General features: G+C 40.8%; 20 protein-coding genes and 2 riboswitches. All 20 genes read right to left on the bottom strand.

Annotated elements, in window-relative coordinates:
* Positions 1 to 40: 40 nt before the first annotated feature.
* Positions 41 to 1117, bottom strand: a complete 1077-nt coding sequence (locus CWD91_RS09430; protein ID WP_103440737.1) for a serine hydrolase domain-containing protein — start codon at positions 1115 to 1117, stop codon at positions 41 to 43.
* A gap of 129 nt (positions 1118 to 1246) precedes the next feature.
* Positions 1247 to 2056, bottom strand: a complete 810-nt coding sequence (locus tag CWD91_RS09435; RefSeq protein WP_239985716.1) for a head GIN domain-containing protein — start codon at positions 2054 to 2056, stop codon at positions 1247 to 1249.
* Between the two features lie 54 nt (positions 2057 to 2110).
* The gene (locus tag CWD91_RS09440) at positions 2111 to 3208 is read right to left on the bottom strand and encodes an acyloxyacyl hydrolase (protein WP_103440738.1); all 1098 of its coding nucleotides are present in this window, start codon (positions 3206 to 3208) and stop codon (positions 2111 to 2113) included.
* Positions 3209 to 3350: 142 nt separating this feature from the next.
* A complete protein-coding gene (gene metF, locus CWD91_RS09445; RefSeq protein ID WP_103440739.1) occupies positions 3351 to 4304 on the bottom strand; it encodes a methylenetetrahydrofolate reductase [NAD(P)H] in 954 nt (317 codons plus the stop codon).
* A gap of 580 nt (positions 4305 to 4884) precedes the next feature.
* Complete coding sequence (metH, locus tag CWD91_RS09455) at positions 4885 to 7599, bottom strand: methionine synthase (protein ID WP_103440741.1); 2715 nt, start codon at positions 7597 to 7599, stop codon at positions 4885 to 4887.
* 43 nt (positions 7600 to 7642) lie between these two features.
* Positions 7643 to 8584, bottom strand: coding sequence for a pyridoxal-phosphate dependent enzyme (locus tag CWD91_RS09460; protein ID WP_103440742.1), 942 nt, complete (start codon positions 8582 to 8584; stop codon positions 7643 to 7645).
* On the bottom strand, positions 8581 to 9594 hold the full coding sequence (locus tag CWD91_RS09465) for a homocysteine S-methyltransferase family protein (RefSeq protein WP_103440743.1): 1014 nt from the start codon (positions 9592 to 9594) through the stop codon (positions 8581 to 8583). The genes CWD91_RS09460 and CWD91_RS09465 overlap by 4 nt, the downstream gene beginning before the upstream one ends.
* Before the next feature lie 192 nt (positions 9595 to 9786).
* A riboswitch (SAM riboswitch) is annotated at positions 9787 to 9929 on the bottom strand.
* A 157-nt stretch (positions 9930 to 10086) separates the two neighbouring features.
* Positions 10087 to 11151, bottom strand: a complete 1065-nt coding sequence (locus tag CWD91_RS09470; protein ID WP_103440744.1) for an NAD(P)/FAD-dependent oxidoreductase — start codon at positions 11149 to 11151, stop codon at positions 10087 to 10089.
* Between the two features lie 78 nt (positions 11152 to 11229).
* Entirely contained in the window at positions 11230 to 12063 is an 834-nt protein-coding gene (cobA, locus tag CWD91_RS09475) for a uroporphyrinogen-III C-methyltransferase (protein ID WP_103440745.1), read from the bottom strand.
* Between the two features lie 2 nt (positions 12064 to 12065).
* Positions 12066 to 14156: a HEPN domain-containing protein gene (locus CWD91_RS09480; protein WP_103440746.1), complete on the bottom strand. Its 2091-nt coding sequence runs from the start codon at positions 14154 to 14156 to the stop codon at positions 12066 to 12068.
* Between the two features lie 111 nt (positions 14157 to 14267).
* Positions 14268 to 15515 carry a sulfate adenylyltransferase subunit 1 gene (locus tag CWD91_RS09485; protein WP_103440961.1) on the bottom strand — a complete coding sequence of 416 codons (1248 nt, stop codon included), beginning with the start codon at positions 15513 to 15515 and terminating at the stop codon, positions 14268 to 14270.
* Between the two features lie 72 nt (positions 15516 to 15587).
* Positions 15588 to 16487, bottom strand: coding sequence for a sulfate adenylyltransferase subunit CysD (gene cysD, locus CWD91_RS09490; RefSeq protein ID WP_103440962.1), 900 nt, complete (start codon positions 16485 to 16487; stop codon positions 15588 to 15590).
* 121 nt (positions 16488 to 16608) lie between these two features.
* Complete coding sequence (locus CWD91_RS09495) at positions 16609 to 17232, bottom strand: phosphoadenosine phosphosulfate reductase domain-containing protein (RefSeq protein WP_103440963.1); 624 nt, start codon at positions 17230 to 17232, stop codon at positions 16609 to 16611.
* A 38-nt stretch (positions 17233 to 17270) separates the two neighbouring features.
* Complete coding sequence (locus tag CWD91_RS09500; RefSeq protein ID WP_103440747.1) at positions 17271 to 17540, bottom strand: DUF2061 domain-containing protein; 270 nt, start codon at positions 17538 to 17540, stop codon at positions 17271 to 17273.
* A 225-nt stretch (positions 17541 to 17765) separates the two neighbouring features.
* Entirely contained in the window at positions 17766 to 18176 is a 411-nt protein-coding gene (locus tag CWD91_RS09505) for an RrF2 family transcriptional regulator (protein WP_103440748.1), read from the bottom strand.
* Positions 18177 to 18269: 93 nt separating this feature from the next.
* Positions 18270 to 19439 carry a trans-sulfuration enzyme family protein gene (locus CWD91_RS09510; RefSeq protein WP_103440749.1) on the bottom strand — a complete coding sequence of 390 codons (1170 nt, stop codon included), beginning with the start codon at positions 19437 to 19439 and terminating at the stop codon, positions 18270 to 18272.
* Positions 19440 to 19703: 264 nt separating this feature from the next.
* Positions 19704 to 20027: a GIY-YIG nuclease family protein gene (locus CWD91_RS09515; protein WP_103440750.1), complete on the bottom strand. Its 324-nt coding sequence runs from the start codon at positions 20025 to 20027 to the stop codon at positions 19704 to 19706.
* A 196-nt stretch (positions 20028 to 20223) separates the two neighbouring features.
* Positions 20224 to 23610 (bottom strand): bifunctional aspartate kinase/homoserine dehydrogenase I, encoded by a 3387-nt coding sequence (thrA, locus tag CWD91_RS09520; protein WP_103440751.1) that lies wholly within the window; start codon positions 23608 to 23610, stop codon positions 20224 to 20226.
* 142 nt (positions 23611 to 23752) lie between these two features.
* Positions 23753 to 25045, bottom strand: coding sequence for an O-acetylhomoserine aminocarboxypropyltransferase/cysteine synthase family protein (locus CWD91_RS09525; protein ID WP_103440752.1), 1293 nt, complete (start codon positions 25043 to 25045; stop codon positions 23753 to 23755).
* Between the two features lie 153 nt (positions 25046 to 25198).
* Positions 25199 to 25313, bottom strand: a riboswitch (SAM riboswitch).
* A gap of 75 nt (positions 25314 to 25388) precedes the next feature.
* Positions 25389 to 26645: a methionine adenosyltransferase gene (metK, locus tag CWD91_RS09530; protein ID WP_103440753.1), complete on the bottom strand. Its 1257-nt coding sequence runs from the start codon at positions 26643 to 26645 to the stop codon at positions 25389 to 25391.
* Positions 26646 to 26718: the final 73 nt, after the last annotated feature.

The following is a 26718-nucleotide window of genomic DNA, read 5'->3' on the forward strand; positions in this document are numbered from 1 at the left end:
AATATCTGGAGATATCCACAAAGGTTTTAGAATTTATTGGCTATGTGGTCGCCTCCCCAATAAGAATCCCTATCACCTCTTCCAAGGTATCCAAAACCCCGGGGTTAGTACAATTTATTAGAATAGAAAACACCATATCCTGTTCAGGATATATGTAGAATACCGCGTAACCGCCTACCCCGTTCCCCACATGACCATAATAGGTTCTGCCCCATTTGTCCTGTGTTACTTGCCAACCTAGACCATAGTAAGTTGGTGTCCCATTAATAATCCCGGAAGTAAGGAATTGGGACTGAGTTTTATTCTCCCTAAACATGGAATCCAAATATAACTGTCCAAAAAGTGCAATGTCCGAAGAAGTGGACAAATAGCCACCTCCGGCCAGTTTGTAAGTATTATTTACTGGGATGGCCATCCTAAATCCCAGCCTTCCCCTTGAATAAAAAGTGGTACAGTTAGGTGGGGGCTCACCGGGAACTTCAGGGAACGTATTTTTTAATCCATAAGGCTCCAATATTTTTTCCCGAACATAATCGGCAAAGGGGATACCACTAACTTCTTGCATGGCCAAAGAAATCAGCACCCAGTCAAAACTGGTATACTGAAAGCCTTTTCCTGGCTCAAAAAGAAGTTTGTCATCCTGAAACAAAGCAAGAGCCTCCTTAATGGTCATCGGCCTATTTAATCCATATTCACCACCGCGATAACCTCTTATTCCAGCAGTATGTCCCGCCAACTGACGCAAGGTAATGTCGAACTCCTTTTTTGGAAAGTAAGGAAGATATTCATAAATAGATGTATCCAGATCCAACAGTCCTTCCTCTACCATGGTGGCCAAGGCGGAGGCGGAAATGGGTTTGGATACACTGGCTACCCTAAAAATTGCGCTTTGCGGTTCTATGGAAGTTTGTTGTTCAACATCGGCATATCCATAGCCTTTCTCAAAAAAAACTTCATTGTTTTTGCGAACAGTAATTGCCAGACCTGGAACCCGCTGGTCATCTATAAGCTTTTGTAAGATTTGATCCGCCTGGGCCTTGCCCAATAATTGCCTGTACGCCCCGATTACCCTTTGGGAAGCAAAAAAATTCTTTAAATATTTTAAAATGGGATTCATCGGGTGGCTATGGGTTAATATAAAGGCCTGTCTGTAATGTGCCTCACTAGGTAATTTCTACTACCAATTCCTGGGAGTAATCCTCTTTAACAGTTAAACTGGCAACTGCGCGCCAGCAGCAGTACCTACTCACTCACTAAAAATAAGTTCCCCCTTATACAATTGCTCCACCTCCACTACAGCTGGTCTATTAAAACTTACCACATCCCCAGTACCGCGCAAGGTACCCTTTAGGGATTGTTGTGGGCTAATCCGCATATCGTTGGAACCTCTGTGGTTAAAACTAACATTTTCTGCAATTAAGGCCTTTGCTTCCAAGCGGGAATCACCAGCCGCAAAAACTATATTAAAATTAAGCGTTTTGCCCCGCAAATTATAAAATGAAATACCATTGGAGACAATGGCCAAACTTTGGGTATCCAATTCCAGGTTAAACTCGCCGCTGGTATAGCCGGCGTCAGGATCATTAAAGCTTTCAGAAATAAGATTTAAACTCGGGAAGGCCAATACCCCATCACTTAAAATATCCTGTCCCGTACTACTTCTGATTTCCGAAATATTGGGAGCCGTAACATATACCTTGGTAAGGCCATATTTTCTGGTAAAATTACAATCATTGGTATCGCGTAACAACAAGCGGCCATCCTCCACGGCCACCTCAACCTCGTTACGCAAATATTCCCCTGTTTCCACTTCTACTTTTAAAGTAATTCCCTGTTTAAGGGTCAGTTGTACATTTTCGTAAACCGTAATCCTGGTAAAATCGGGCACTTCTACAATCTCTCTAGTAATGTCACCTGCATTTTGAAAGCAATCAGAGGCGTTTTCACTGTTACAATTCCAAAGCAAGAACATTGCAGACATAAGCATGCTGCATCTGGAAACAATTTCCAAGCCATTCCTCCAGCCAAATCTTATCATCAAAATTAAATAATTCATGCTATTAAATCTTTAAAACTTACTGTTAGGCATTACAGTCAAATCTTTTTTGCACTATAACCGTACCCCTACCCCAAATTCCACAGCTTCGGCTTTTGCACCATGGGATTTTAAGGTTACGGCCCCGTAGACCTTGTCCGAAAAATATCGCTTAAGGCCAATTCTATTGTACACCTTCCCTTCAAAATCAAATGGATAATACACATAATACCCCAACTGGGCTATAACAGACATTTTATTGATAAAAAGTTCATGCCCTAAAAATAGACCAACCCGCTTATAATCGTCATCAGGTTGCACTCCATATTCCGGGAATGCTACCGATTGATAGCGTATAAGCTCCTTCAAAAAGTTGGAAAAATACAGGTCGGCACCAAACTGCAGGGCACTTCTTCTGGTAAAACGTTTGTCCACATAGGCCGAAAAAATATAAAAGGCATATTGTCCGGAATCCACTACATCGCTTTCATTAATACCTGACCTGAAGGCCAGATTATACCGAATTGGCTCTGTAATCTTTAATTTTTCAGATCGTAAATAATCCCTTTCCAAACCACCATCCAAATCGTAGGTTAACCCCACATTTAGGGCCATAGTATTGGTAGAGGTATTTGGAGCAGTAACATTGGCATTGGAATAATGAATTAGGGAGATTCCGGCCTTAAGGCCCAAGCCTTTAAATATATTCTCCTTTTGATAGTTCAACATTAAATAGGTAGAACTCAAAAAATGGGAACCATAGGCGTTGTTCCTAAAATTCTCGTTCTTATCAAATGGGTTGGTGTTATAGGCCACCCCCTGCCCTAGCCTGAATTGAAGATTTCTTTTAAAAAAATAGAAATTATAGTGTGCGTAGAGCCCAAAATTCTCGCCCAAAGTACTACTGTTCATATTCTGATAGACGAATGAAAAACCGGTATCGGGATAATTATATAACTGTTGCCACTCTTCCTCCCCATAGGTTTTCCTATTATATCCCAAGATAAATCCCCCAGGATGATTGGTAATCAAATGGGAAATATCAGGATTGTGCAAGAGCACGGAACCATAGTACTGGCTAATATCCAAGGTATATCTCTTGGTTTCTTGGGAGTTTTGTGAAAAGCAAAAAGCTGTCGACAGACAGCCTATAAGAAATAGCCTTAGTTTCATGGGGAGCAAATGTAATGAAAAATTAAAAATAGGGGTTTCTAAAACTTGGCAATACTTCTAGCCCACACATGAACTCCTGAAATTAATTCAATGCAGAACCTTTTCCAATCCGTTTCACGGACATTGTCACAGAAGGCAACCTTTAAAACAACTCTTTGGCGATGGCTTCAATATTGTCAGATTTACCCATGGAATAATAATGCAATACAGGAACTCCTGCCGCTTTAAGTTCCTTGGATTGCTGTATGGCCCACTCAATTCCCACCTTGCGCACATCTGCGTTGGTAGAGCAGTCGTCTACTGCATTTATCAGATCCTGTGGAAGATCAATTTTAAAAACCTGAGGCAATAATTGCAAATGCCGTTTTACGGCAATGGGCTTAATCCCTGGAATAATGGGCACATTAATCCCCATATCCTTGGCTGCTTTTACAAATTCGAAATACTTTTGATTATCAAAAAACATTTGAGTCACCACATAATCGGCTCCTGCATCCACTTTTTCCTTTAAGCGTTTTAAGTCGGTTATCAAGGAAGGGGCCTCTAGATGTTTTTCAGGATACCCCGCCACCCCAATACAAAAATTGGCACTATGCACCGTCTCAACCTTATCATGCAAATAATTTCCATGATTTAAGGCGTAGATCTGTTTCACCAAATCCGTTGCATAAGCATGTCCGCCTGTGGTAGGACTAAAATACTGTTCCTCTTTCCGGGCATCTCCGCGCAGAGCCATCACATTTTCGATACCCAAATAATGACAATCAACAAGAACGTACTCGGTTTCTTCTTTGGTAAATCCGCCGCAAAGTACATGGGGAACTGTATCTACCCCGTATTTATGTTGAATGGACGCGCAAATTCCTACCGTTCCCGGTCTCATACGCGTTAACTTTTTATCCAACAGGCCATCCCGGTCTATGTACACATATTCTTCCCTGGATGTAGTAACATCAATAAATGGCGGTTTAAACTCCATTAAGGGATCTATATTGTCATACAATTCCTGAATACTCCTACCCTTGACCGGCGGTATAATTTCGAAGGAGAATAAGGTCTTCCCCTCAGCTTTTTTTATGTGTTCTGTTACTTTCATGATTTCTCCCCCTACCTTTCCCTAATGAAAAGGACCTTTGTCAATTATTATAATTAATACATGCGCAAATATGCACTTCTATATTCTGAATTCTTATATGGCAGCTCCCAATCACTCCTTTCAGTCGGTTTGGGACCGGGCTATACACTTAATTTTTTTATGTCCAATTACATAAAAAAGATATCGTTCCTATCCCTGCTGCAAAGGCTATCCCTGTGGATAGGAATCAAAATCCAATTTCAATGCTACATTTTATTTCGAGAGCGAAACCTAGACCTACAAGGTTTTTAAAACCTTGCAGGTCCAAATGGCCAAATTAATCATCCGCAATATTCTGCAACAACTTTGACAAGACCTACAAGGTTAAAAAAAACCTTGCAGGTCCAAATGGCCAAATCAATCATCCGTAATATTCTGCAACAAGCCTTGACAAGACCTACAAGGTTAAAAAAAAATCTTGCAGGTCCAAATGATGATACCCAATCAACCGCAATACCCTTCCTCTTCAAACCTTAACTAGACCTACAAGGTTAAAAAAAAACCTTGCAGGTCAAATCAACAACCTTGCAAATTCCTGTCCTTAATCATCCGCAATATTGGGCGACAACCATCTTGTGGCTTCCTCCACAGGCATCCCTTTCCGAGCTGCAAAATCGGCCACCTGGTCCTCCTTTATTTTACCTACTCCAAAATACCGGGCTTCCTCATTGCCAAAATAATATCCACTTACACTGGCTGCAGGCCACATGGCCAAACTATCTGTCAATTCCACCCCGATCTTTTCCTTCACTTCCAATAATTCCCAAAGGGTCAATTTCTCCAAATGGTCCGGACAGGCCGGGTATCCCGGTGCTGGCCTTATTCCTTTGTAGGACTCCTTGATCAGTTCTTCATTGCTAAGCCCTTCATCTACGGCATATCCCCAATGGTTGATCCGTACTTCCCTATGCAAATATTCCGCGAAAGCCTCTGCAAAACGATCTGCCAATGCCTTTACCATAATACTGTTGTAGTCGTCCAGATTTTTACGATAACTATCTGCCAATTCATCTGTTCCAAATCCCGTGGATACACAAAAACAACCTATATAATCTTGTAAACCACTTGCTTCAGGGGCAATAAAATCGGACAAAGCAAAATTAGGTTTCCCTACATATTTTTTAGCCTGTTGCCTTAAAGTCCTAAAGGTAAATTCCTTTCCATTGTGCTGCAACAAAATATCATCGTCGTTGACCGTATTGGCAGGGAACAAGCCAAATATGGCTTTCGCTTGAAAAAGCTTGCCATCCAGTATTTTTTTCAGCATGGCCTTGGCATCATCAAAAAGCTCGGTCGCCTGTTTGCCTACGACCTCATCCTTCAAAATATCCGGGTACTTGCCATGCAGTTCCCAACTTCTAAAGAAGGGGGACCAATCTATATACGGTTCCAATTCCCGAAAATCAAAATCTTCGATCATTTGAATTCCCAAGGTCTTAGGCTTAACAATTCCGGCCTTTGACCAGTCCATTTGATATTTATTCTTTCTTGCCGCCTCTAGGGTCAAATATTCTTTATGTTTTCCCCTGTTCAGGAATTTTTTTCTAAAATCGGCATAGTCCAACTTAATGTTCTCCTTGTACTTTTGGGAAGCCTCTTTTTGCAATAGGTCTCCCACCACGGTTACTGCCCTGGAAGCGTCGTTAACATGCACCACGGCACTCTTGTATTGCGGGTCTATCTTAACGGCTGTATGGGCCTTACTGGTCGTAGCACCACCAATAAGCAGGGGAACCGTAAAATTTTGTCGCTCCATTTCCTTGGCCAAAAAGACCATCTCATCCAAGGAAGGGGTAATAAGTCCGCTAAGACCGATAATATCCACATTTTCCTCCCTGGCTGCATTAATAATTTTCTCGGGAGGCACCATTACCCCCAAATCAACGATCTCGTAGTTGTTACAGGCAAGAACTACGCTAACAATATTTTTCCCTATATCGTGCACATCCCCTTTTACGGTCGCCATTAGAATTTTTCCAGCAGACGAGCTGCTTCCTTCAGGTTGCGGATTTTTAAGCTTCTCTTCTTCAATAAAGGGTAACAGATAAGCCACTGCCTTTTTCATTACCCTGGCAGATTTTACCACTTGGGGCAAGAACATCTTACCACTTTGAAAAAGATCTCCCACCACGTTCATTCCGGTCATTAAATGTCCTTCTATTACCTCGATTGGGGCTTTTACACTTAAGCGCGCAGCTTCCACATCCTCTACAACATATTGATCGATTCCCTTGACCAATGCCCGGGTAATCCTATTTTGCAAGGGTTCTTCCCTCCAAGAAAGATCTACTTTATTTTCCTTCTCCTTGCCAATTACAGTTTCTGCAAATTCCAATAAGCGCTCAGTGGCGTCATCCCTTCGGTTAAGGATTACATCCTCTACACGCTCCAATAGGTCCTTTGGAATATCGTCATACACTTCCAACATACTTGGGTTAACAATTCCAATATTCATACCCGCCTTTATGGCGTGATACAGAAATACGGAATGCATAGCCTCCCGAACAGGATTATTGCCCCTAAAACTAAAGGACACATTACTCACCCCTCCACTTACACTACAAAAAGGTAAATTCTCCTTCACCCAAGCAGTAGCCTTTATAAAATCGAGCGCATTTAACTTATGCTCATCCATTCCCGTGGCTACGGGAAAAATGTTTAAATCGAAAATAATATCCTCTGGTGGAAACCCTACTTTATTCACCAAAATATCATAGGAACGTTTGGTAATTTCCAGCCGCCTCTCGTAATTATCAGCCTGCCCTACCTCATCAAAAGCCATAACAATGACTGCAGCACCGTAACGCCTAATTAATTTGGCGTGATGTATAAACTCTTTCTCCCCTTCTTTGAGACTTATTGAATTTACCACACATTTTCCTTGCACTACCTGCAGACCTGCCTCTATAATTTCCCATTTAGAGCTATCGATCATGATGGGGACCCGGGCTATATCCGGTTCGGCCACGATAAGGTTCAAGAACTTTACCATAACCTCCTTGCCATCTATAAGGCCATCATCCATATTAACATCAATGATCTGAGCCCCTCCCTCTACCTGTTCGCGGGCAATATCCAAAGCTTCTTCAAACTTCTCCTCCTTGATCAGTCGCAGGAATTTTTTGGAACCCGCCACATTGGTACGTTCTCCCACATTTACGAAATTGCTTTCTGGGGTTATCACCAAAGGTTCCAATCCGGAAAGTTTTAAAAACCGTTTTGTACTATGCTGTTCCTTATCCTTAGTATTGTTCATTATTTATGTATTGACCACAATATTAAAACACGATCTTGTGTCCCTAAAATGGCAAATTCGATAGTTCCACATTACCTCCCGAGAGGATGATTCCTATTTTTTTATTCCTAAACCTTTCTTTTTCCTTTAACAAGGCCGCGAACGGCACTGCACTGGACGGCTCTATTACCAGTTTCATCCGCTCCCAAATTAATTTCATGGCATCGATGATTTCCTTTTCACCCACCCTAATAATATCGGATACCAATGCGGTGATAATTGGGAAATTCTTATCCCCCAGGTTCGTCTTTAGTCCGTCCGCAATAGTATCTGCGGATGTATTGTATTCTATTTTTCCACTCTTCAAGGCTCTATAGGCGTCATCGGCCTCCATTGGCTCAGCTCCAACAACTGCGCAATTAGTCCCAAAATAATGGGCCGCCAAAGCCGTGCCCGCTATGAGTCCCCCACCGCCTACCGGAGTAATAATGAACTCCAGATCGGGTTGATCCTCCAAGAGTTCCAAGGCCGCGGTACCTTGACCGAGAATTACATTGAGGTCATTGGAAGGATGTATAAAAACAGCTCCCTTTTCCTCTACAATGGCCGCCGCAGAATTTTCCCTGGCTTGCAATGTAGGCTCTGTAATCGTAACTAGCCCTCCATAGGCTTTCACAGCCTCAATCTTTACAGTTGGGGTGCCGGATGGCATTACTATATAGGCATTTACACCTAAATTCTGTGCTGCCAATGCAATGGCCTGACCAAAGTTTCCGGAAGAATGCGTTACTACCCCTGCCTTTTTCTGCGCCTCACCTAATTGCTGGATGGCATTTATAGCACCCCGCATTTTAAAGGCTCCCATTTTTTGAAGATTCTCACATTTAAAGAAAACCTCCGCCCCAGATAAGTCGTTCAATAAACGGGAAGAGAGCACCGGTGTTCTATGAACAAACGGGGCAACTCTATTTCCTGCTTCAAGAACAATTTGCCTAGAAGGTATCATACGTTATGCGCTTCCAGGGTATTTAGGGTTCTCGGGGAATAGTGCTTAACAATATCGGCCATCGCCTTTATATGTTCAGGAGTGGTCCCACAACATCCACCTACAATATTAACCAGACTTTTTTCGGCATACTCCTTAATCTGCATGGCCATCTCCTCCGGAGTTTCATCATATTCGCCAAAGGCATTTGGCAATCCCGCATTTGGGTGCGCTGAAACTGCATGCTCCGTCTTCGCCGAAAGTACCTCCAAATGAGGTACCAATTGACTAGCTCCAAGAGCGCAGTTGAAACCTACGGACAAAATGGGTATATGGCTTATGGATATTAGGAATGCCTCGGCCGTTTGCCCGGATAGGGTTCTACCAGAAGCATCTGTAATGGTACCACTTATCATAATTGGAACGTCTATATTTCTCTCTTCCTTTACTTCTTCAATGGCAAATAAGGCGGCCTTTGCATTTAAAGTATCAAAAACAGTCTCTACCAATAATATATCCGCGCCTCCATCCAAAAGTGCTTCCACCTGTTGTTTATAAGCTACGCGTAATTCGTCAAATGAAACCCCCCTAAAACCGGGATCGTTCACATCTGGGGACATGCTGGCTGTCTTATTGGTAGGCCCAATACTCCCGGCAACAAAGCGTGGCTTGTTTGGTTCCCGTGCAGTAAACTCCTCAGCCACTGCCTTGGCAATTTTGGCCGATTCATAATTTAGTTCGTAAACCAAATCTTCCATATGGTAGTCAGCCATTGCAATGGTGGTACTGGAAAATGTATTTGTTTCAACGATATCCGCGCCAGCAGCAAAATACAGACGATGTACCTCAGCTATAGCTTCGGGCTGGGTGAGGGACAAAAGATCGTTATTTCCCTGTAAGGGGTGTTCCCAATCTTTAAATCGTTCTCCCCTAAAATCCTCCTCCGTATATTTATGTCGTTGTAACATGGTGCCCATAGCGCCATCCAACACTAAAATCCTTTCCTTTAGTACGTCTTGAATCTTCTTCATATTACTTTTCAAAAATGTTTGCTCCCTTATGGGTCAAAACCAAGATGTTATTAATTGGCGTCCCAAAATAGTAGGGAAACACAAAATTATAAAAATGACACCCATAAACAATGGACTACCCCCTTAGTTATCGGTATCAAAAAAAATAAATAAAATCAAGTAAGGAAAAGTTTTAGACCAGCGTCTTTCTTTATGTTATCTATTCCCGTATAAAATTCTAAGTAAACAGGATTAGAATGTAGCACCTTCTTTCTTCCTCCCGATAGTTGTCGAAAATGAAAAAAGGGTTGCTAAGGCTTCACCGGGTCTAGTCCCTCCGCCTTTCTTGATAACGTTTCAATGTATTAATGAACGGGTTGCAAAGTAACGCAACAGAGCCTTTAAAAGCAAACAATCACATCTTTATTTTAATCCTCCCAAAATATAATTTCAGGAAAATCATATAATAATTAAACCTGTCAGCCCTAACAACCTGACAGGTTTAATTGGCGGTTACGCCAAAATACTTTGAACTACTTCTTTTTTAGCTTCCTTCTTGCTACCGTCAAATCCTTCTACACCACCAACAGTGGTATATTTCATTACATAACGCTTTCCAGGATTGATCAACTGGTAGGCACTCTGACACATAACGGCCGCTTCATGGAAACCGGACAATATTAATTTAAGCTTTCCAGGATAGGTGTTTACGTCGCCAATGGCGTAAACTCCTGGAATATTGGTCTGATAATCGTAGGCGTTGTTCACCTTGATCGCATTTTTTTCTATTTCAAATCCCCAGTCTCCTATAGGTCCCAATTTTGGGGAAAGTCCGAACAGAGGAATAAAATTATCCGCTTCCACATAGGTTTCACCTTTGGCCTCATCATTGTGTTTTACCACAACGGCTTCCAAATTGTCGTCTCCGTACAATTTAACCACCTCAGCTTCAGTAAATAACTTAATCTTACCCAGTTTGGCCAAGTCAGCGGCTTTTTCCACTGAATCCAAAGCACCCCTAAATTCATTTCTTCTATGCACCAAAGATACTTCAGCGGCTACGTCCGACAGGAATATTGCCCAATCCAATGCAGAGTCGCCTCCACCGGAGATTACCACTTTTTTATCCCTATAAACTTCAGGGTCTTTAATGATATACGCCACACCCTTATCCTCAAAATCGGCCAAATGGGGAATCAAAGGTTTTCTTGGCTCAAAGGACCCCAATCCACCAGCAATAACCACTACTGGCGCCTGATGTTTTGTTCCTTTATTTGTAGTTACCACAAATGAACCGTCATCCAACTTATCCAGTGTCTGTGCTCTTTCACCCAAGGTAAACCCAGGTTCAAAAGGTTGAATTTGTTGCATCAGATTTTTAACCAAATCACCGGCAAGAATTTCCGGGAATGCTGGAATATCATAAATAGGTTTTTTAGGATAAATTTCAGAACATTGACCCCCAGGTTGAGGCAATGCATCTATAAGATGCGTCTTCAATTTTAATAATCCCGCTTCAAAAACCGTGAACAACCCTGTTGGACCTGCTCCAATTATAAGTATATCTGTCTTTATCATACTACTTCGATTAATTCCTAATTAATTACGACACCTATTTAGGCCTGGACCCAATTAGTTAAATGTCTCTCCTTTTATTTACTGTGCCACTTCGTAGCTATTTAATATTTCGGTATAATTCAATATTATGGAACGATGGCTGACCACCTCTCCGATAATAATAATCGCAGGGTTGCTCAATTGCTCTTTAGCTACTAATTTCTCAATTGTGCCTATAGTCCCAACACCTACCTTTTCGTCTTCACGTGTGCCATTTTGAATAATAGCGATGGGTGTATCCGATTTTCCCTCGCTTTTAAATAACCCGACAATCTCAGCAAGTTTGCCCATCCCCATCAGTATTACAATAGTGGCATTGGATTTGGCGGCCAAGGCAACATCAGTGGATAATTTATGATCTTTTGTCGTACCCGTAATTACCCAAAAACTTTCAGCAGCACCCCTTTTGGTAACCGGAATGTTTTGAGAAGCTGGTACGGCCACCGATGAAGATATTCCGGGTACCATGGCTACTTTTATGCCTTTGCTGGCGGCAAATTCCATTTCTTCCGCCCCTCTACCAAAAACAAATGGATCACCCCCCTTTAACCTTACAACATGGCCGTGGGTTTTAGCCCTACTTACAATAAGTTCATTTATTTGTTCCTGTTGATAGGCATAGCATCCTTTCCTTTTGCCCACAAATATATGTTCTGCATTAGGAGCATAATTCAGTAAGGAAACATCCACGAGGGCATCGTACAATACTACGTCTGCCGCCTGCAAGGCTTTTATGGCCTTTAGCGTTATTAATTCCACATCGCCAGGTCCAGCACCAACTACGGTCAACTGTCCAAGCTTATTGGCTTCCCCATTTAAAATAAGGTTCGCCAGCGTGGTATTAAGGTGAATATTATTTTCCTTGCCGATCATTACTATGCGTTTGTCAATTCCAATTTTCTGTAAGCTTCCACATTGCCCAAAAATTCCTCAGCATCTTTTAAATACGCTTTTGCAAAGGCCTCTGTTGGTGCGTTCTGATTTAATTGAAGTACCATTTTCTCAAAGCTTTGATCCAATTTAAACTTCCCAGAGGCAACTAACAACTCATCAAAATCCTTAATGATACTGATATGTGTATTTACCTTGGTATTTTCGGCTGTCAACAAAGCCTTGGCCGTATTTACCATTGAGGAATAGGAGTGATAGATACTAGCGGCCCATTTTTCTTCTTCCAAATTCAGTTTTGCCGTTTCAATCTTTTCCTCACTGTCAAACAACAAGGTGGCTATTAAATCTATTACCACCCCGGCACATTCCCCAACACCAATGGCTTGTTCATATTTTTCTGAAGTACCCCAATCAATAAAATCGGATGCTTCTAAATTATCCACATCGGATAAGGGCTTTAGAAAATCGTAAAAGTACATCTGACCCTTTTCCTCATAATAATCAACAAAGGGTTTTCCATTGCCGTTGGCATCATAATCGTTTAAAATAAACCTTAATGCTTCAGGACCTCTTTTACTAGGTATCTTAATTACTTTATCTGCAAAACGCCCGTTTCCGTCTCCTAAATTACCACCTCCCAAAAGCACTTGAAGCGCTGGAGCTACCAATTTATTCTTTGTTCTAACGGACATTCCCTGAAAACCAATATTGGCCATATTGTGCTGCCCACAGGCATTCATACATCCACTAATCTTAATAACCACGTCAGGATTATTGATATAATGGGGGTATTCTGCCTTAATTACCCTTTCCAATTCATCTGCTATCCCAGTACTACTGGCAATTCCCAAATTACAGGTATCGGTGCCCGGACAGGCTGTAATATCCAATGCCGTATTGTATCCAATTTCAGCGAAGCCCAATTTTTCCAACTCTTGATAGAAAAAGGGTACCAATGATTCCTTAACATAAGGAATCAATATATTCTGACGCAGACTCAATCTAATTTCACTTGCTGCATATTTTTCTACCAAATCCGCCAATAACCTGGCTTTTTCTATATAAAAATCGCCCAATAACACCTTCACCCCAATAGCAACATATCCCTGTTGTTTTTGTGGAACCAAGTTGGTCGCCTTCCAGTTATCAAAGGCCTTCTGGTCTTTGATAGTTACCTCAGGAGCATTATTCTTGGCAATATTCACACTTGGATAGGCATCTGCATCTATCTCGTAAGTTTGGATGGGTATTGCCAATTGCTCTTCTTCCAGCAATTGTTTAAATCCGTCCAAACCAATATCCTTCAATAAGAATTTCATTCTTGCCTTTGCCCTACTTTTTCTTTCCCCAAAACGGTCGAAAACACGAACTACTCCTTCCATTAGAGGAATGATCTTGTCGGTAGGTAGAAAAGTATAAATTACATCTGCATGTCTAGGTTGTGATCCCAAACCACCGCCCAAAAGCACTTTAAATCCTCTTACACCATTCTCTATCTTGGCAATAAATCCAAGATCGTGCATATATGAAAGACCAGTGTCTTCATCTGATGAAGAAAAAGAAACTTTAAACTTCCTCCCCATTTCCTGACTAATGGGATTCCTCAAAAAGTACTGAAACAAGGCATGCGCGTATGGGGAAACATCGAAGGGTTCATTTACATCTATTCCCGCAGTTTCGCTGGCCGTAACGTTCCTCACTGTATTTCCACAAGCCTCCCTGATCGTAATATCATCCTGTTCCAACTGTGCCCACAATTCCGGTGTACGGTTAATGTCCACATAATGGATCTGAATATCCTGACGCGTAGTAATATGAAGTCGGCCCGTAGAGTATTCTTCGGAAACGTCACATATCCTTCTTAATTGCTGAGAACTTACTTTTCCATAGGGCAATTTTATACGAATCATTTGGACACCAGGTTGTCTTTGACCATAAATCCCCCTAGCCAATCTTAGACTACGGAATTTTTCCTCATCCAAACTACCGCCTTGAAATTCACGGATCTTAGCTTCCAATGCTATGATATCCTGTTCTACAACCGGGTTTTCCACTTCTGTTCTGAAAGTCCGCATGTTACTTTTATTTTTTATTCAAATTGATTATTAACTTTAAAAACTGTTTATCCCATAGGGATAATAGATTAAATTGACAACAACACCATACCCTAGGGTATGGATGGAGGTTTAATTTATAAACCCAACCCCAGCTGTTGTATTGGATTGATTATCTATTAAGATAAAAGAGCCATTGGTACGGTGATTCTTGAAAGAATCGTAAAATATTGGCTTATTCAATCTAAAGGTAACCTGTGCTATATCGTTCATTCCCAAAGCAGTGATCGTCGTATCAATACCTGAGTAATCCGGATTAATTTTATGGTGAATGTTCTCCACCTTGGCCAAAACCTTGTTCACTCCATGTTGTACTACATATTTGCTTCCGACAGTCAAATTTTGGGAATCCATCCAAGAAACTGTAGCCGTAAATTGCTTGTCAATTGTGGGCAAATCACCTGCCTTGACTAACATATCACCCCTGCTTACATTGATCTCATCTTCCAAGGTAATGGTTACGGAAGAACGTCTTGTTGCAGTTTTATATTTCTTGTCGTAGAAATAAATCTCCTTGATTTTGGATTTGGTCATTGATGGCAAAACCACTACTTCATCACCTACGCTCAGCTCCCCTCCATATACTTTTCCGGCAAATCCCCTAAAATCATGGAATTCCTCTGTTTTGGGACGTATTACATATTGAACCGGAAATCTTGGGGTACCTACATTGTAGATATCCTTTCTATCCAATTCCTCAAAATGTTCCAAAAGAGTTTGCCCTTTGTACCACGTCATTTTCTCTGACCTGTTTACCACGTTGTCACCCTTAAGCGCACTTACGGGAATAAAGGTAATTTTCTGGTCTTGGTAATCGCGCTTACTCATCAGTTCCTCAAAATCCGCTTTGATTTCATTGTATCTTTCCTCCGAATAATCAACCAAGTCCATTTTATTTATGGCCACGATAACATCTTTTATCCTTAATAAATTATTGATAAAAAAGTGCCTGTTGGTCTGCTCTATTACTCCTTTTCTAGCGTCGATCAGAATAATGGCCGCTTGGGAAGTAGAAGCACCGGTAACCATGTTACGGGTATATTCTACGTGTCCTGGGGTATCTGCAATGATATAACTCTTATTGGGCGTTGAAAAATAGATATGGGCTACATCTATAGTAATTCCTTGTTCCCTTTCCGCTACCAAACCATCAGTAGCCAAAGAGAAATCAAGATAATCATATCCTTTTTGCTTACTGGTCTTTTCTATGGCCTCCAACTTATCGTCTGTCAGGGATTTGGTATCATACAGCAATCTTCCGATCAAGGTACTTTTACCGTCATCTACACTTCCTGCCGTTGCTATTTTTAGTACTTCCATTTCTTTAGTATTTTGTATTTGACATTGAGCTTCTGTTGACATTTTTTACAAGTGCCAATTCAAATGCCGACTTTAAAAGTATCCCTGTTGTTTTCTTTTCTCCATTGCGGCTTCGGAACGTTTGTCATCTATCCTAGCTCCTCTTTCCGAAATCTTGGATTCCCTAATTTCGCCTACCACCTTTTCAATGGTATCAGCGTGGGACAATACCGCCGAAGTACAACTCATATCCCCAACTGTTCTAAAACGAACCATGCGCTCTTCCACTTTTTCATCATCTGCACGAAAAACCACATCATCTTCTGCCGACCATATAAATCCGTCCCTAAGGAAAATTTTTCTCTTATGTGCAAAATAGATGGAAGGTATTTCTATATCCTCTTGTTGGATATAGCTCCAAACATCCAATTCTGTCCAGTTACTTATCGGAAAAACCCTTACGTTCTGACCCAATTCTATCTGACCGTTCAACATATCGAACAACTCTGGACGCTGATTTTTTTCATCCCACTGACCAAAATCGTCACGAACCGAAAAGATGCGTTCTTTGGCACGGGCCTTTTCTTCATCCCTTCTGGCGCCACCAATACAGGCATCGAACTTAAATTCCTCAATGGCATCCAACAAGGTCGTAGTCTGCAACATATTCCTACTGGAATATTTACCAGTTTCCTCTACCACTTTACCTTGATCTATGGAATCCTGAACGTTGCGAACAATCAATTCAACTCCTAATTCCTTAACCAACTTATCCCTAAAGGCTATGGTTTCCGGAAAATTATGCCCAGTATCGATATGCATTAAAGGGAATGGTATTTTAGCAGGGAAAAAGGCTTTTTGTGCCAATCTCACCAAGGTAATGGAGTCTTTACCACCCGAAAAAAGCAATACTGGTTTTTCAAACTGTGCGGCAACTTCCCTTAAAATATAAATTGCTTCGTTCTCCAAAGCATTATTGTTCAATACTTCCAATTCATTCGATTCGATCACGTCTACTACTGTTTCCAATTCTGATTCTACAATGCTCACAATAATTCTGTATTTAATTGGCTTTCCCCCAATGGAAGCAATTACCAACTGTTAATATTCTTTTCTAGGTATGTAGTCCACATTCCCGGTTTTCCAAAACCTTGGTGGGGTCAAAGTATTTATGTTCATTGGGCAAATTCCTATCCTTAAGGTAAGCATCCAATTGACTATCATTAAAATGATAGAATGGACTCACCTTTAATACTCCATCGCGACTTAAACTTAGGATATCCAAAGAATCCCTTAATGCAGTCTGCCCTTGTCTTAGATTGGTAAACCATACATCTGGCTTGTGCTCGTCCATAGCCCTTCTAAAGGGTTCCAATTTTACCTGTTCCGTAAAAAGCTGATGCCTGGGATCATCTATACCAGGAATTCCCATAACTGCATCCCTATGGGAGGAAGTTTGTTTAGGAACATATAATTTCACATTTAAGTGCAACCTTGCAATTAGCTCCTCGGCATGTTTGTAGGTATTGGGCGTATTATAACCAGTATCGCACCAAACCACAGGAATTTTAGGGGCAACATCGGTTACCGCATGTAAAATAGCCACTTCATAAGGCCTAAAATTTGTTGTCACCAACGGATTCTCGGCGTATTGAATAGCCCAGGAAATTATTTCCTCTGGCGGTATACCCTTAAATTGTTGATTTAATCTGTGTATTTCCTGCTCTGTAAATGCCATTGTCTCTGATTCATTAAATTCTTTGTACTCTATTTCCTCTACCTCCCCCAATTAATCTTATTCCAAATCCTTTCGTGAAAGAAATACAATATCATCTTGGTAAACAACTCAACAACCCCAATAGAAAATGCAACGCTCAAGGTCCCGGTTACGATCCAAGAAATTAAGATGGTATCCAAGGTTCCAATAATTCTCCAACTAATAGATTTAGCAATACTCCTTTTAGGATTTTCAGAACGCTTATCCGCCTTATAGCTTTTAGTTGCAGTACCAGTATTATTATTTGCAATTAATTGTTCAGCAATCATATGACAAAAAAACTTAAATTTATTACCCTATCGATTTAATAGAGTAAGCAAAAATAAAAATATTTTTCAGAACACAATAGAAAAAGTTGCATAAAATACAACTTACCCTATAAATTTAGTAGATTAATAAAATTTATCCCTGATTATTGAAGATTATCAATGTAATATTACGGAATTACCATGCAAACTTTACAACTATACTTCCTTGATTAGGTAGATTCACTCTTAAGGCACAAGGTCCGCAAGCGTGTTGTTCCTAAAAACCTCCAAGGTGCTATCCCTAACCTGTAACATTAATTTATGAACGGAACAGCTGGCCTCATCCGGGCAGTCCTCACATTTTTCGTAGAAATTTAAACTTACACAGGGCACCATGGCTATAGGCCCTTCCAAAACCCTCATGACAGTGGTCATGGGTATATCCTTTGGTTCTTTAATTAGGTAATAACCTCCTCCTTTTCCCTTTTTAGAACCTAATAGGCCCGTTTTTCGTAAAGTAAGAAGAATACTTTCCAGAAATTTTTGAGAAATATTCTCATGTTTGGCTATTTCAGAAATTTGAACAGGGGTACGCCCCTCTTGAGACGCCAAGAAGGTCAGTGCCTTTAATCCGTATTTGGTCTTTTTGGAAAGCATGCAGCGAAGATAAGGAAAATTAACATTCGCAATTGGACCTAACCTTATTTTACAAAAACAGTTTGGCCCATTAGAAAACCTTCACAATACAGGCTAAGCCAATGCTTGGGCAATATCCGCAATAATATCATCTATATGCTCCAAACCAACCGATACCCTGACCGTACCATCTGTAATGCCGGATGCCATTCTTTCCTCAATGGACAATTTACTATGTGTGGTCGACGCTGGATGTGTAACTATACTTCTGGAATCCCCTAGATTGGCGGACAGTGACAGCATTTTAATGGCGTTAAAGAATTTTTGTCCAGCGGCTACCCCTCCCTTTACTTCAAAGGCCACAACACAACCACCTGCCTTCATTTGTTTCTTTGCTACCTCGTATTTAGGATGTGATTTTAAAAATGGGTATTTCACCCAATTGACCTTTGGATGCCCTTCCAAATATTCCGCCAATTTTAGGGCATTGTCGCAATGTTTATCTACTCGTAAGGCCAAGGTTTCCAAACTTTTGGATAGTACCCATGCATTAAATGGTGATAGGGACGGACCCGTAATCCTGGAAAAGCGATACACCTTATCTATTAGTGCTTTGCTTCCAACCGTAATCCCTGCCAACACCCTTCCTTGACCGTCCATTAATTTGGTTCCGGAATGGATTACCAAATCGGCCCCGAACTTAATAGGTTGCTGCAAATAGGGCGAAGCAAAACAATTGTCAATGATATATATTAAGTTATGCTTCTTGGCAAATTTGCCCAATTCTTCCAAGTCCAATACATCCACTCCCGGATTGGTGGGACTTTCCGCATAGATAATTTTGGTATTTGGCGTCAATAATTCTTCAAGCTTATCCAACTCGTCTATTTTAAAATAGCTCGTAGAAACATTCCATTTAGGGAAATACTGAGTAAACAAACTATGGGTAGACCCAAAAATACTTCTAGCGGAAATAATGTGATCTCCACTTTCCAATAAGGCCGCAAAAGTGGAAAAAACAGCCGCCATTCCAGATGCAAAGGCAAAACCATCCTCGGCACCTTCCATCTTACAGACCTTATCAATAAACTCGGAGGAATTGGGATTGCTATACCTAGAGTAGATATTACGGTCTTTTTCTTCAGCAAAGGAAGCGCGCATATCCTCCGCATCCTCGAAGATAAAACTAGAGGTTAAATACAGGGGAGTTGAATGCTCTAGAAATTGGGTACGCTCTGTCTGAGTACGTATCGCTTCCGTTTCAAATTTAAAATTCTTCTTCATTATTTCTAATCTATCTAATTCTTTAAGTATCCATTGCAAAGGATAAGCTATAATTTCACTTTTTTGCTACTATTTTTCTCACTTCATTTTGAAGGATATATTGCTAGGGAAGACCCAAAACATAATCCGATTTCGACTATCCCCGGTGGCTGAGCGGTGCCGAAGCCACATCCAAATACTTTCCTTCTCCATTATGACCGATTTCGACTACGCTCAATCTCCGAATATCCCCGGTGGCTGAGCGGAGCCGAAGCCACCAATCGATTATGGTTTAAACTTCTCCTCAATATAATGTTTAAAGTGGGTTTCATTTTTACATTCAGCAAGGCCATTTAATTTGGCTAAATCCCCATTTATCAATACCTCCTTTTTATTACGACTCCAACCCTGGATTTGCTTTTCACGATAAAATGCCTTATCAATCCTATCATACTCCTCTACGTACATCAACTTAACCGGAAGTCTCTTTTTTGTATGGTTGGCCCCCTTACCATCGTTGTGCTCCTTTAACCTCTTGTCCAAATCCACCGTACTACCACAATAATAACTTCCGTCCGAGCATTCCAATATGTAAAGGAAACCTTTCACCCTACAAAAATTAAAACCGTTATATCCGAAATACCTATTATTTCTATTTCGACTACGTTCAATCTCCGACTATCCCCGGTGGCTGAGCGGAGTCGAAGCCACATCCAAATACTTTCCTTCTCCATTATGACCGATTTCGACTACGCTCAATCTCCGAATATCCCCGGTGGCTGAGCGGAGTCGAAGCCACAAAAACCTAGCCCTTTTCAGCAATTCGTAATATATCTCCGAAAACACCTCTGGCCGTTACTGCGGCGCCTGCACCTGCGCCTTGTATTACCAGTGGATGTTCCCCATAGGATTCCGTATATATTTCAATGATGGAGTCGGACCCTTTTATTTGTCCAAGAGCACTCTCTTTGGGAACTGAGATCAATTTCACTTCCAGTTTCCCCTTTTCCTTTTGCAGGTCTCCCGATAGGTCGCCCACATAGCGCAATACGTGACCCGGTTTTTGAACTTCCTTTATCTTGCTGAATTTTTCATCCAAAATATCCAATTGTTTCAAAAAGCCTTTTACATCACCGTCCTGAAGCGACTCCGGAATTAAATTTTCAATTTGTATATCCGAAAACTCATTGCTAAGATCCAGTTCCCTGGCCAAAATCAATAATTTCCTGCCCACATCATTACCGGAAAGATCCTCACGCGGATCTGGTTCGGTATATCCCAGTTCCATTGCTTCTTTTAATATTACAGAGAATAAGGCATCCTTTTCTGAAAAAGTGTTGAATATATAACTCAAGGACCCCGAGAATACCCCTTTTATTCTTGTGATATTCTCACCGGAAAGATGCAATAATTTTATAGTATCTATCAAGGGTAAGCCAGCGCCCACATTGGTCTCGTACAAATATTGCTTTTGATGCCTGGCAAGCTCCTCCCTGAGCAATTGATAATAATCGAAACGCAGGGTATTGGCAATTTTATTGGACGAAACCAAATCAAAACCGTTATCCACAAAATCAAAATAAGAAGCTACAAAGTCCTCGTTGGCCGTGTTGTCTACAGCAATAAGGTTCTCCAAATGATTGTCTTTGGCAAACTTGAAAATATCGCTTAATTTATAAGGAACTGCCTTGGTATCCATCGATGCCTTCCAATTTTTGGAAATACCATTTTTATTCAGTAATACCTTTTTTGAATTGGCAACTGCAAAAACATTGATGTTAATCCCTTTTCTCTTTTCGATAGTCTTGTTGGACTTAAGAATTTGATCAATGAGGGTTCCACCCACATTTCCATGTCCAAAAATGGCCAAATTTACTTTTTTGCTTATCCCGAAAATCTGTCCGTGCACCACGTTAAGAGCCTTGTGAAGATCTGATTTTTTAACGACCAAACTCACATTCTTTCCTGAAATAGTATTGTTGAACAACAATGGGACAACCTGATTCTTTATAAGGGCATTGAAGGGCTTATGGAATGTGCTCAGATCCTGGCCTACTATGGATATAACGGACACTTGGTCCACCACCGTAATATTATTGATATCCTGTAGTTTGAAATCGGTTTGAAATTCCTCTTCCAACGAGGATTTGGCCAAGTTGGCATTCTTTGCGTCGACCACTAAACCGATCCCTCTTTCAGACGATCCCTGGGATATAATACTTACACTAATATTATTATTGCCCATTGTCCTAAAAATTCGGGCATCTACCCCAACCTTGCCCAGTAAACCACGACCTTCCAAATTGATCAACGCCATATTCTCTATTACCGACAAGGATTTTATACCTTCCTTACTGGTTTTGGCACTTATTAATGTCCCTTCATTGTCGTTGTTGAAAGTATTTAGGATACGAAGTGGAATATTCTTTTCTATTAATGGTATAATTGTCTTGGCATGCAGGATATTGGTCCCGAAATTCGCCAGCTCATTGGCTTCACTATAGGAGAGTTCCGAGATTCTTTTTGCCTCGGTCACCAAATCAGGATTGGCCGTAAAAATACCGTCCACGTGAGTGTAGTTCTGCAATTCTTCGGCATTGAGGTAATTTGCCAATAAGGCGGCCGAGTAGTTGCTCCCATTTCTGCCCAGGGTGGTTGTTTCATTAAGTTCATTGGAAGCAATAAAGCCAGTGGTAACCGCTACGGCATCCAAATCCAATTTACCGAATTCGCTTTTCACATTTTCCTTGGACAAAGTCTCCAAAACTTTTGCATCGCCAAAGTTGGAATCCGTTTTAATGAGCTGTCTGGAATCCATAAATTTGGCATTGACTCCTCTCCCAATGAGTAATTTGGTTACCAATTTTGCCGAGAGCAGTTCTCCATATGCCAAAACCTGGTCCTTTATCTTAGGGCTATAATCCCCTAACATCGCTACCCCTTCGAACAATTTCACCAATCCCCTAAATTCCTCAGATAGATTAACATTGTCATAAGAGTGCTTCTGATATTTTTCAAATTCCTCAAAATCCTTTACATAATCCAACCCCTTGGCCGCCTTATCCAAAATGGCTTCCAATTCATCGGTTGCTTTATTCCTAGCGGAGACCACTACAGCAATATTTTCACCCTTTTCCACCTTATCGGTAACAATCCTCAGCACCGTATCAAGTCCTTCGCCATTAGCCAAGGACTTACCGCCGAATTTTAAGACCTTCACCTTTTTGGATCTGCCGTTACGGTCAAAAACTCCTTTTAACAGCTCCTCCATCTGATTGAATTCGATCAAAAAGGCATCGTGTCCGTGAAGGGAATGAATTTCGCCATAGGTTACATTACTGTTGGCCTGGGCCAATTTTTTAAAGGTATCCTTATTTTCCTGGGCCGTAAAAAAAAGATCGGAATCTACCCCAATGATATGGATATTGGTATCACTATTTTGAAGATTAATAAATGCTTCTTCCCCTTCCCTGTTAATATCAATGGTCTTTAACAATTGATTCATTAACTTATAGGCAGACAATTGAAAACGCTCCTGTAACTTCTTTCCATGGTGCGTTAGCCAACTTTCCACGTTGAAAACTTTCAATTCCTCATTGGTACTTCTTTTGAAGCGCTCTTTAAAAGATTCAGGTGTCCTGTAACAGAGCATGGCATGCATACGTGCATCATGTACAGGTTGCTTGGAATTCACCAAGAACTGTTCCTGTATCTGACAGTTGGCAATAAGCCAGTCCGTAGATTTCCAATCGCTTGCAACTGGTATAAGATGTTCTGTTAAGTTGGGATTCAAGGCTGCCATTTCCCATGCAATACCTCCTCCCAAGGAACCGCCGATAAGGGCATGAACCTTACTTATATTTAAGGCCTCCAATCCTAAAAGAAAAATTTTGGCAATGTCCTTGGCTACAAAATCCTTGTAATTTTCTATAACAAATCCATCGTATCCATTTCCAGGGATATTAAAAGAAAGAATGGTGTATTTCTTAGTATCTATACATTTACCAACCCCGATCAATGTCGTCCACCAGCCATGCTCACCAGCCACATCGGAATTACCTGTAAGAGCATGGTTCACCAGAATAATTGGAGCAGAATGCAGGGGAAGACCAAAAACTTCATAAGACAAATTAATATCCAAGGTTTTGCCACTATAGGTAACGTATTTATTTATTGAAAGATGATGTAACATAAGTTGTTTATACTTGTAATTATTCCTGAAAGAACACGGTCATTGATTTTAAAACAATATGGGAATGCCTGGGCATTTTAGATATTAATTTCTGCACTCCCACATCATTTTGTCAATTTATTTAAAGAAAACTATCGCGATATTACGCCAAAACGGATTTATCGATCGCTGCAAATGCCTGCACCAAATCGGCCTTAATATCTTCAATATCCTCCAAACCTACACAAAGACGTATCAAATCCTTAGTAACTCCTGTCGTTTGTTGGGCATTGTCATCCAATTGTTGGTGAGTGGTACTTGCAGGGTGGATAATTAAGGATTTGGTATCCCCTATGTTGGCCAATAAAGAAAACAACTTGGTTTCGTCAACAACTTTTTTAGCAGACTCAAATCCTCCTTTAACACCAAAGGTTACAATACCACTTTGTCCGTTTGGAAGGTATTTTTTTGCCAAGGTATAATAAGGACTTGTTGATAGACCAGGGTAGTTTACCCAAGTCACTTCCTTTCTACCCTGTAACCATTTTGCCAATTCCAAAGCATTTTCACTATGTTTCTTGATACGAAGTTCCAAAGTTTCCAAACCTTGAATAATCTGAAAGGCATTAAACGGACTCAAGGCTGCACCAAGATCCCTTAAACCTTCTATTCTAACCTTTGCAATAAAGGCTGCAGCTCCCAAGGCATCGTGATAAACCAATCCATGATATCCTGCGGATGGCTCTGTAAATTCCGGAAATTTTCCACTGCTCCAATCAAATGTGCCGGCATCTATAATAACACCTCCCATGGAAGTACCATTTCCGTTTATATATTTTGTCAGCGAATGGATTACAATATTCGCACCGTGCTCAATTGGTTTTACCAAGGCACTTGTAGCCACCGTATTATCCACAATGAAAGGAATTTTTGCCTTTTTCGCTACTCCAGATATGGCCTTTAGGTCAAGTACATCCAATTTTGGATTCCCCAAAGATTCCACGAAAATGGCTCTTGTGTTTTCCTGAATGGCATTGGTAAAGTTATCTTCGTCCCCTGGCTCAACAAAAGTGGTCGTAATACCCAATCTAGGCAATGTCACAGCCAATAAATTATAGGTTCCCCCATAAAGACTACTGGAAGCTACAATGTGATCCCCTGTTTTCAACAAAACCAATAAGGCTGTAGAAATAGCGGCTGTACCCGAAGCTGTAACCACGCTCGCAAGTCCTCCCTCCAAAGCTGCCAAACGCTGCTCTAGTATATCATTGGTTGGGTTGTTAAGTCTGGTATAAATAAATCCAGGTTCCGATAGATTAAAAAGATTGGCAGCATGGTCAGAATTATTAAACACATAGGCTGTATTCTGATAAATAGGGACAGCCCTAGTACCAGCCGTTGATTTTGTGTCATGTCCTGCATGCAAAGCATTTGTTGAAAATTTTTGAGTACTCATGATTTCTTGTTTTTTTTATATTATTAAAATAGATAAAATAAAAAGCCAAAACAAATAATGCGGACAATGCAATATTATAAAATCAAAAAGTTAAAAAGAAAATCAATTACAGAAGTAACCGTTAGCGTTATCTGCCATGGATACTGCAAAAAAAAGTCACTTTTCTTTGGAGCAGTATTTAGGTAGAATTTAGCACCTTCTTTAACAAATGATCAAAGGGTTGCTAAGGCTTCAAAGGGTCTATTCCCTCCACCTTTCTTGATAACAATTCAATAAGTGTTTGAACTTTAGGTATGCAAATATAGGTATGGAAAATTCTTTTTCCCTAATCTTTTCAAAAAAATTATAAATCGAAAGCTTGTTTCACCAAATCAACGGCATCCAATTTCTCCCAAGTAAACAATTCCACTTCTTTTTCTACACGTCCATTGTAAGGCGATTCGAAAACCTTAACCTTAGTTATTGGTTCCTTGCCCATATGTCCGTATGCTGCAGTTTCCAAATAAATTGGATTTCTAAGTTTCAAACGTTCCTCAATGGCAAATGGACGCATATCAAACAATTGCGCAACTTTTTTTGCAATTTCACCGTCACTCAATCCAACTTTAGATGACCCATAGGTATCCACAAATATTGAGGTTGGCTCCACAACACCAATGGCGTAACTTACCTGCACCAACATTTCATCTGCAACACCGGCAGCTACTAGATTTTTAGCGGCATGCCTTGCCGCATAAGCAGCACTGCGATCTACCTTACTGGGATCCTTTCCACTAAAGGCACCACCGCCATGGGCTCCTTTACCTCCATAGGTATCAACGATGATCTTCCTTCCGGTTAAACCTGTATCGCCATGAGGACCACCAATTACAAATTTCCCTGTTGGGTTAATATGATATTTTATAGTATCGTTGAATAGCTTTTGTATATTCCCTGGCAATTGTTCCTTTACCCTTGGGATTAGAATAGAGATTATATCCCTTTTAATTTTTGCCAACATTAATTCATCGTCCTTATCAAACTCATCATGTTGGGTAGAGACGACTATGGTGTCTATACGTTGCGGCACATTATCATCGGAATATTCTATGGTTACCTGCGCCTTGGCGTCCGGTCTAAGATAGGTTATGGCATCGCCAACTCTTCTTAAATCTGCCAAAACTTGCAATATCTTATGGGAAATATCCAGGGCCAACGGCATGTAATTATCCGTTTCCTTGGTTGCATAGCCGAACATCATGCCCTGATCACCAGCACCTTGTTCTTCCTTTGAACCACGGTCTACCCCTTGATTGATCTCTTTGGACTGCTCATGGATCAATGAAATTACACCGCAGGAATCTCCACTAAACTTATAATCTCCATTGGTATAACCGATCTTGTTGATGACATCGCGAGCTATTTGCTGAACATCAAGATAGGTATGGCTCTTGACCTCCCCGGCCAAAACCACTTGGCCAGTGGTCACCAAAGTTTCACAAGCCACCTTACTTTCCGAGTCAAATGCTAAAAAATTATCCAATAACGCATCACTAATTTGATCCGCAATCTTATCTGGATGCCCTTCACTAACCGATTCCGAAGTAAATAAATATGCCATAAATCCTTTCTAAATAAAAAATTAATAAGAATTTGACGAAGCATACTAAAGAAGAGTGGATGTTAAAGTTCCC

Source organism: Arenibacter hampyeongensis, from assembly GCF_002909255.1.
GTDB classification, from domain to species: Bacteria; Bacteroidota; Bacteroidia; order Flavobacteriales; family Flavobacteriaceae; genus Arenibacter; species Arenibacter hampyeongensis.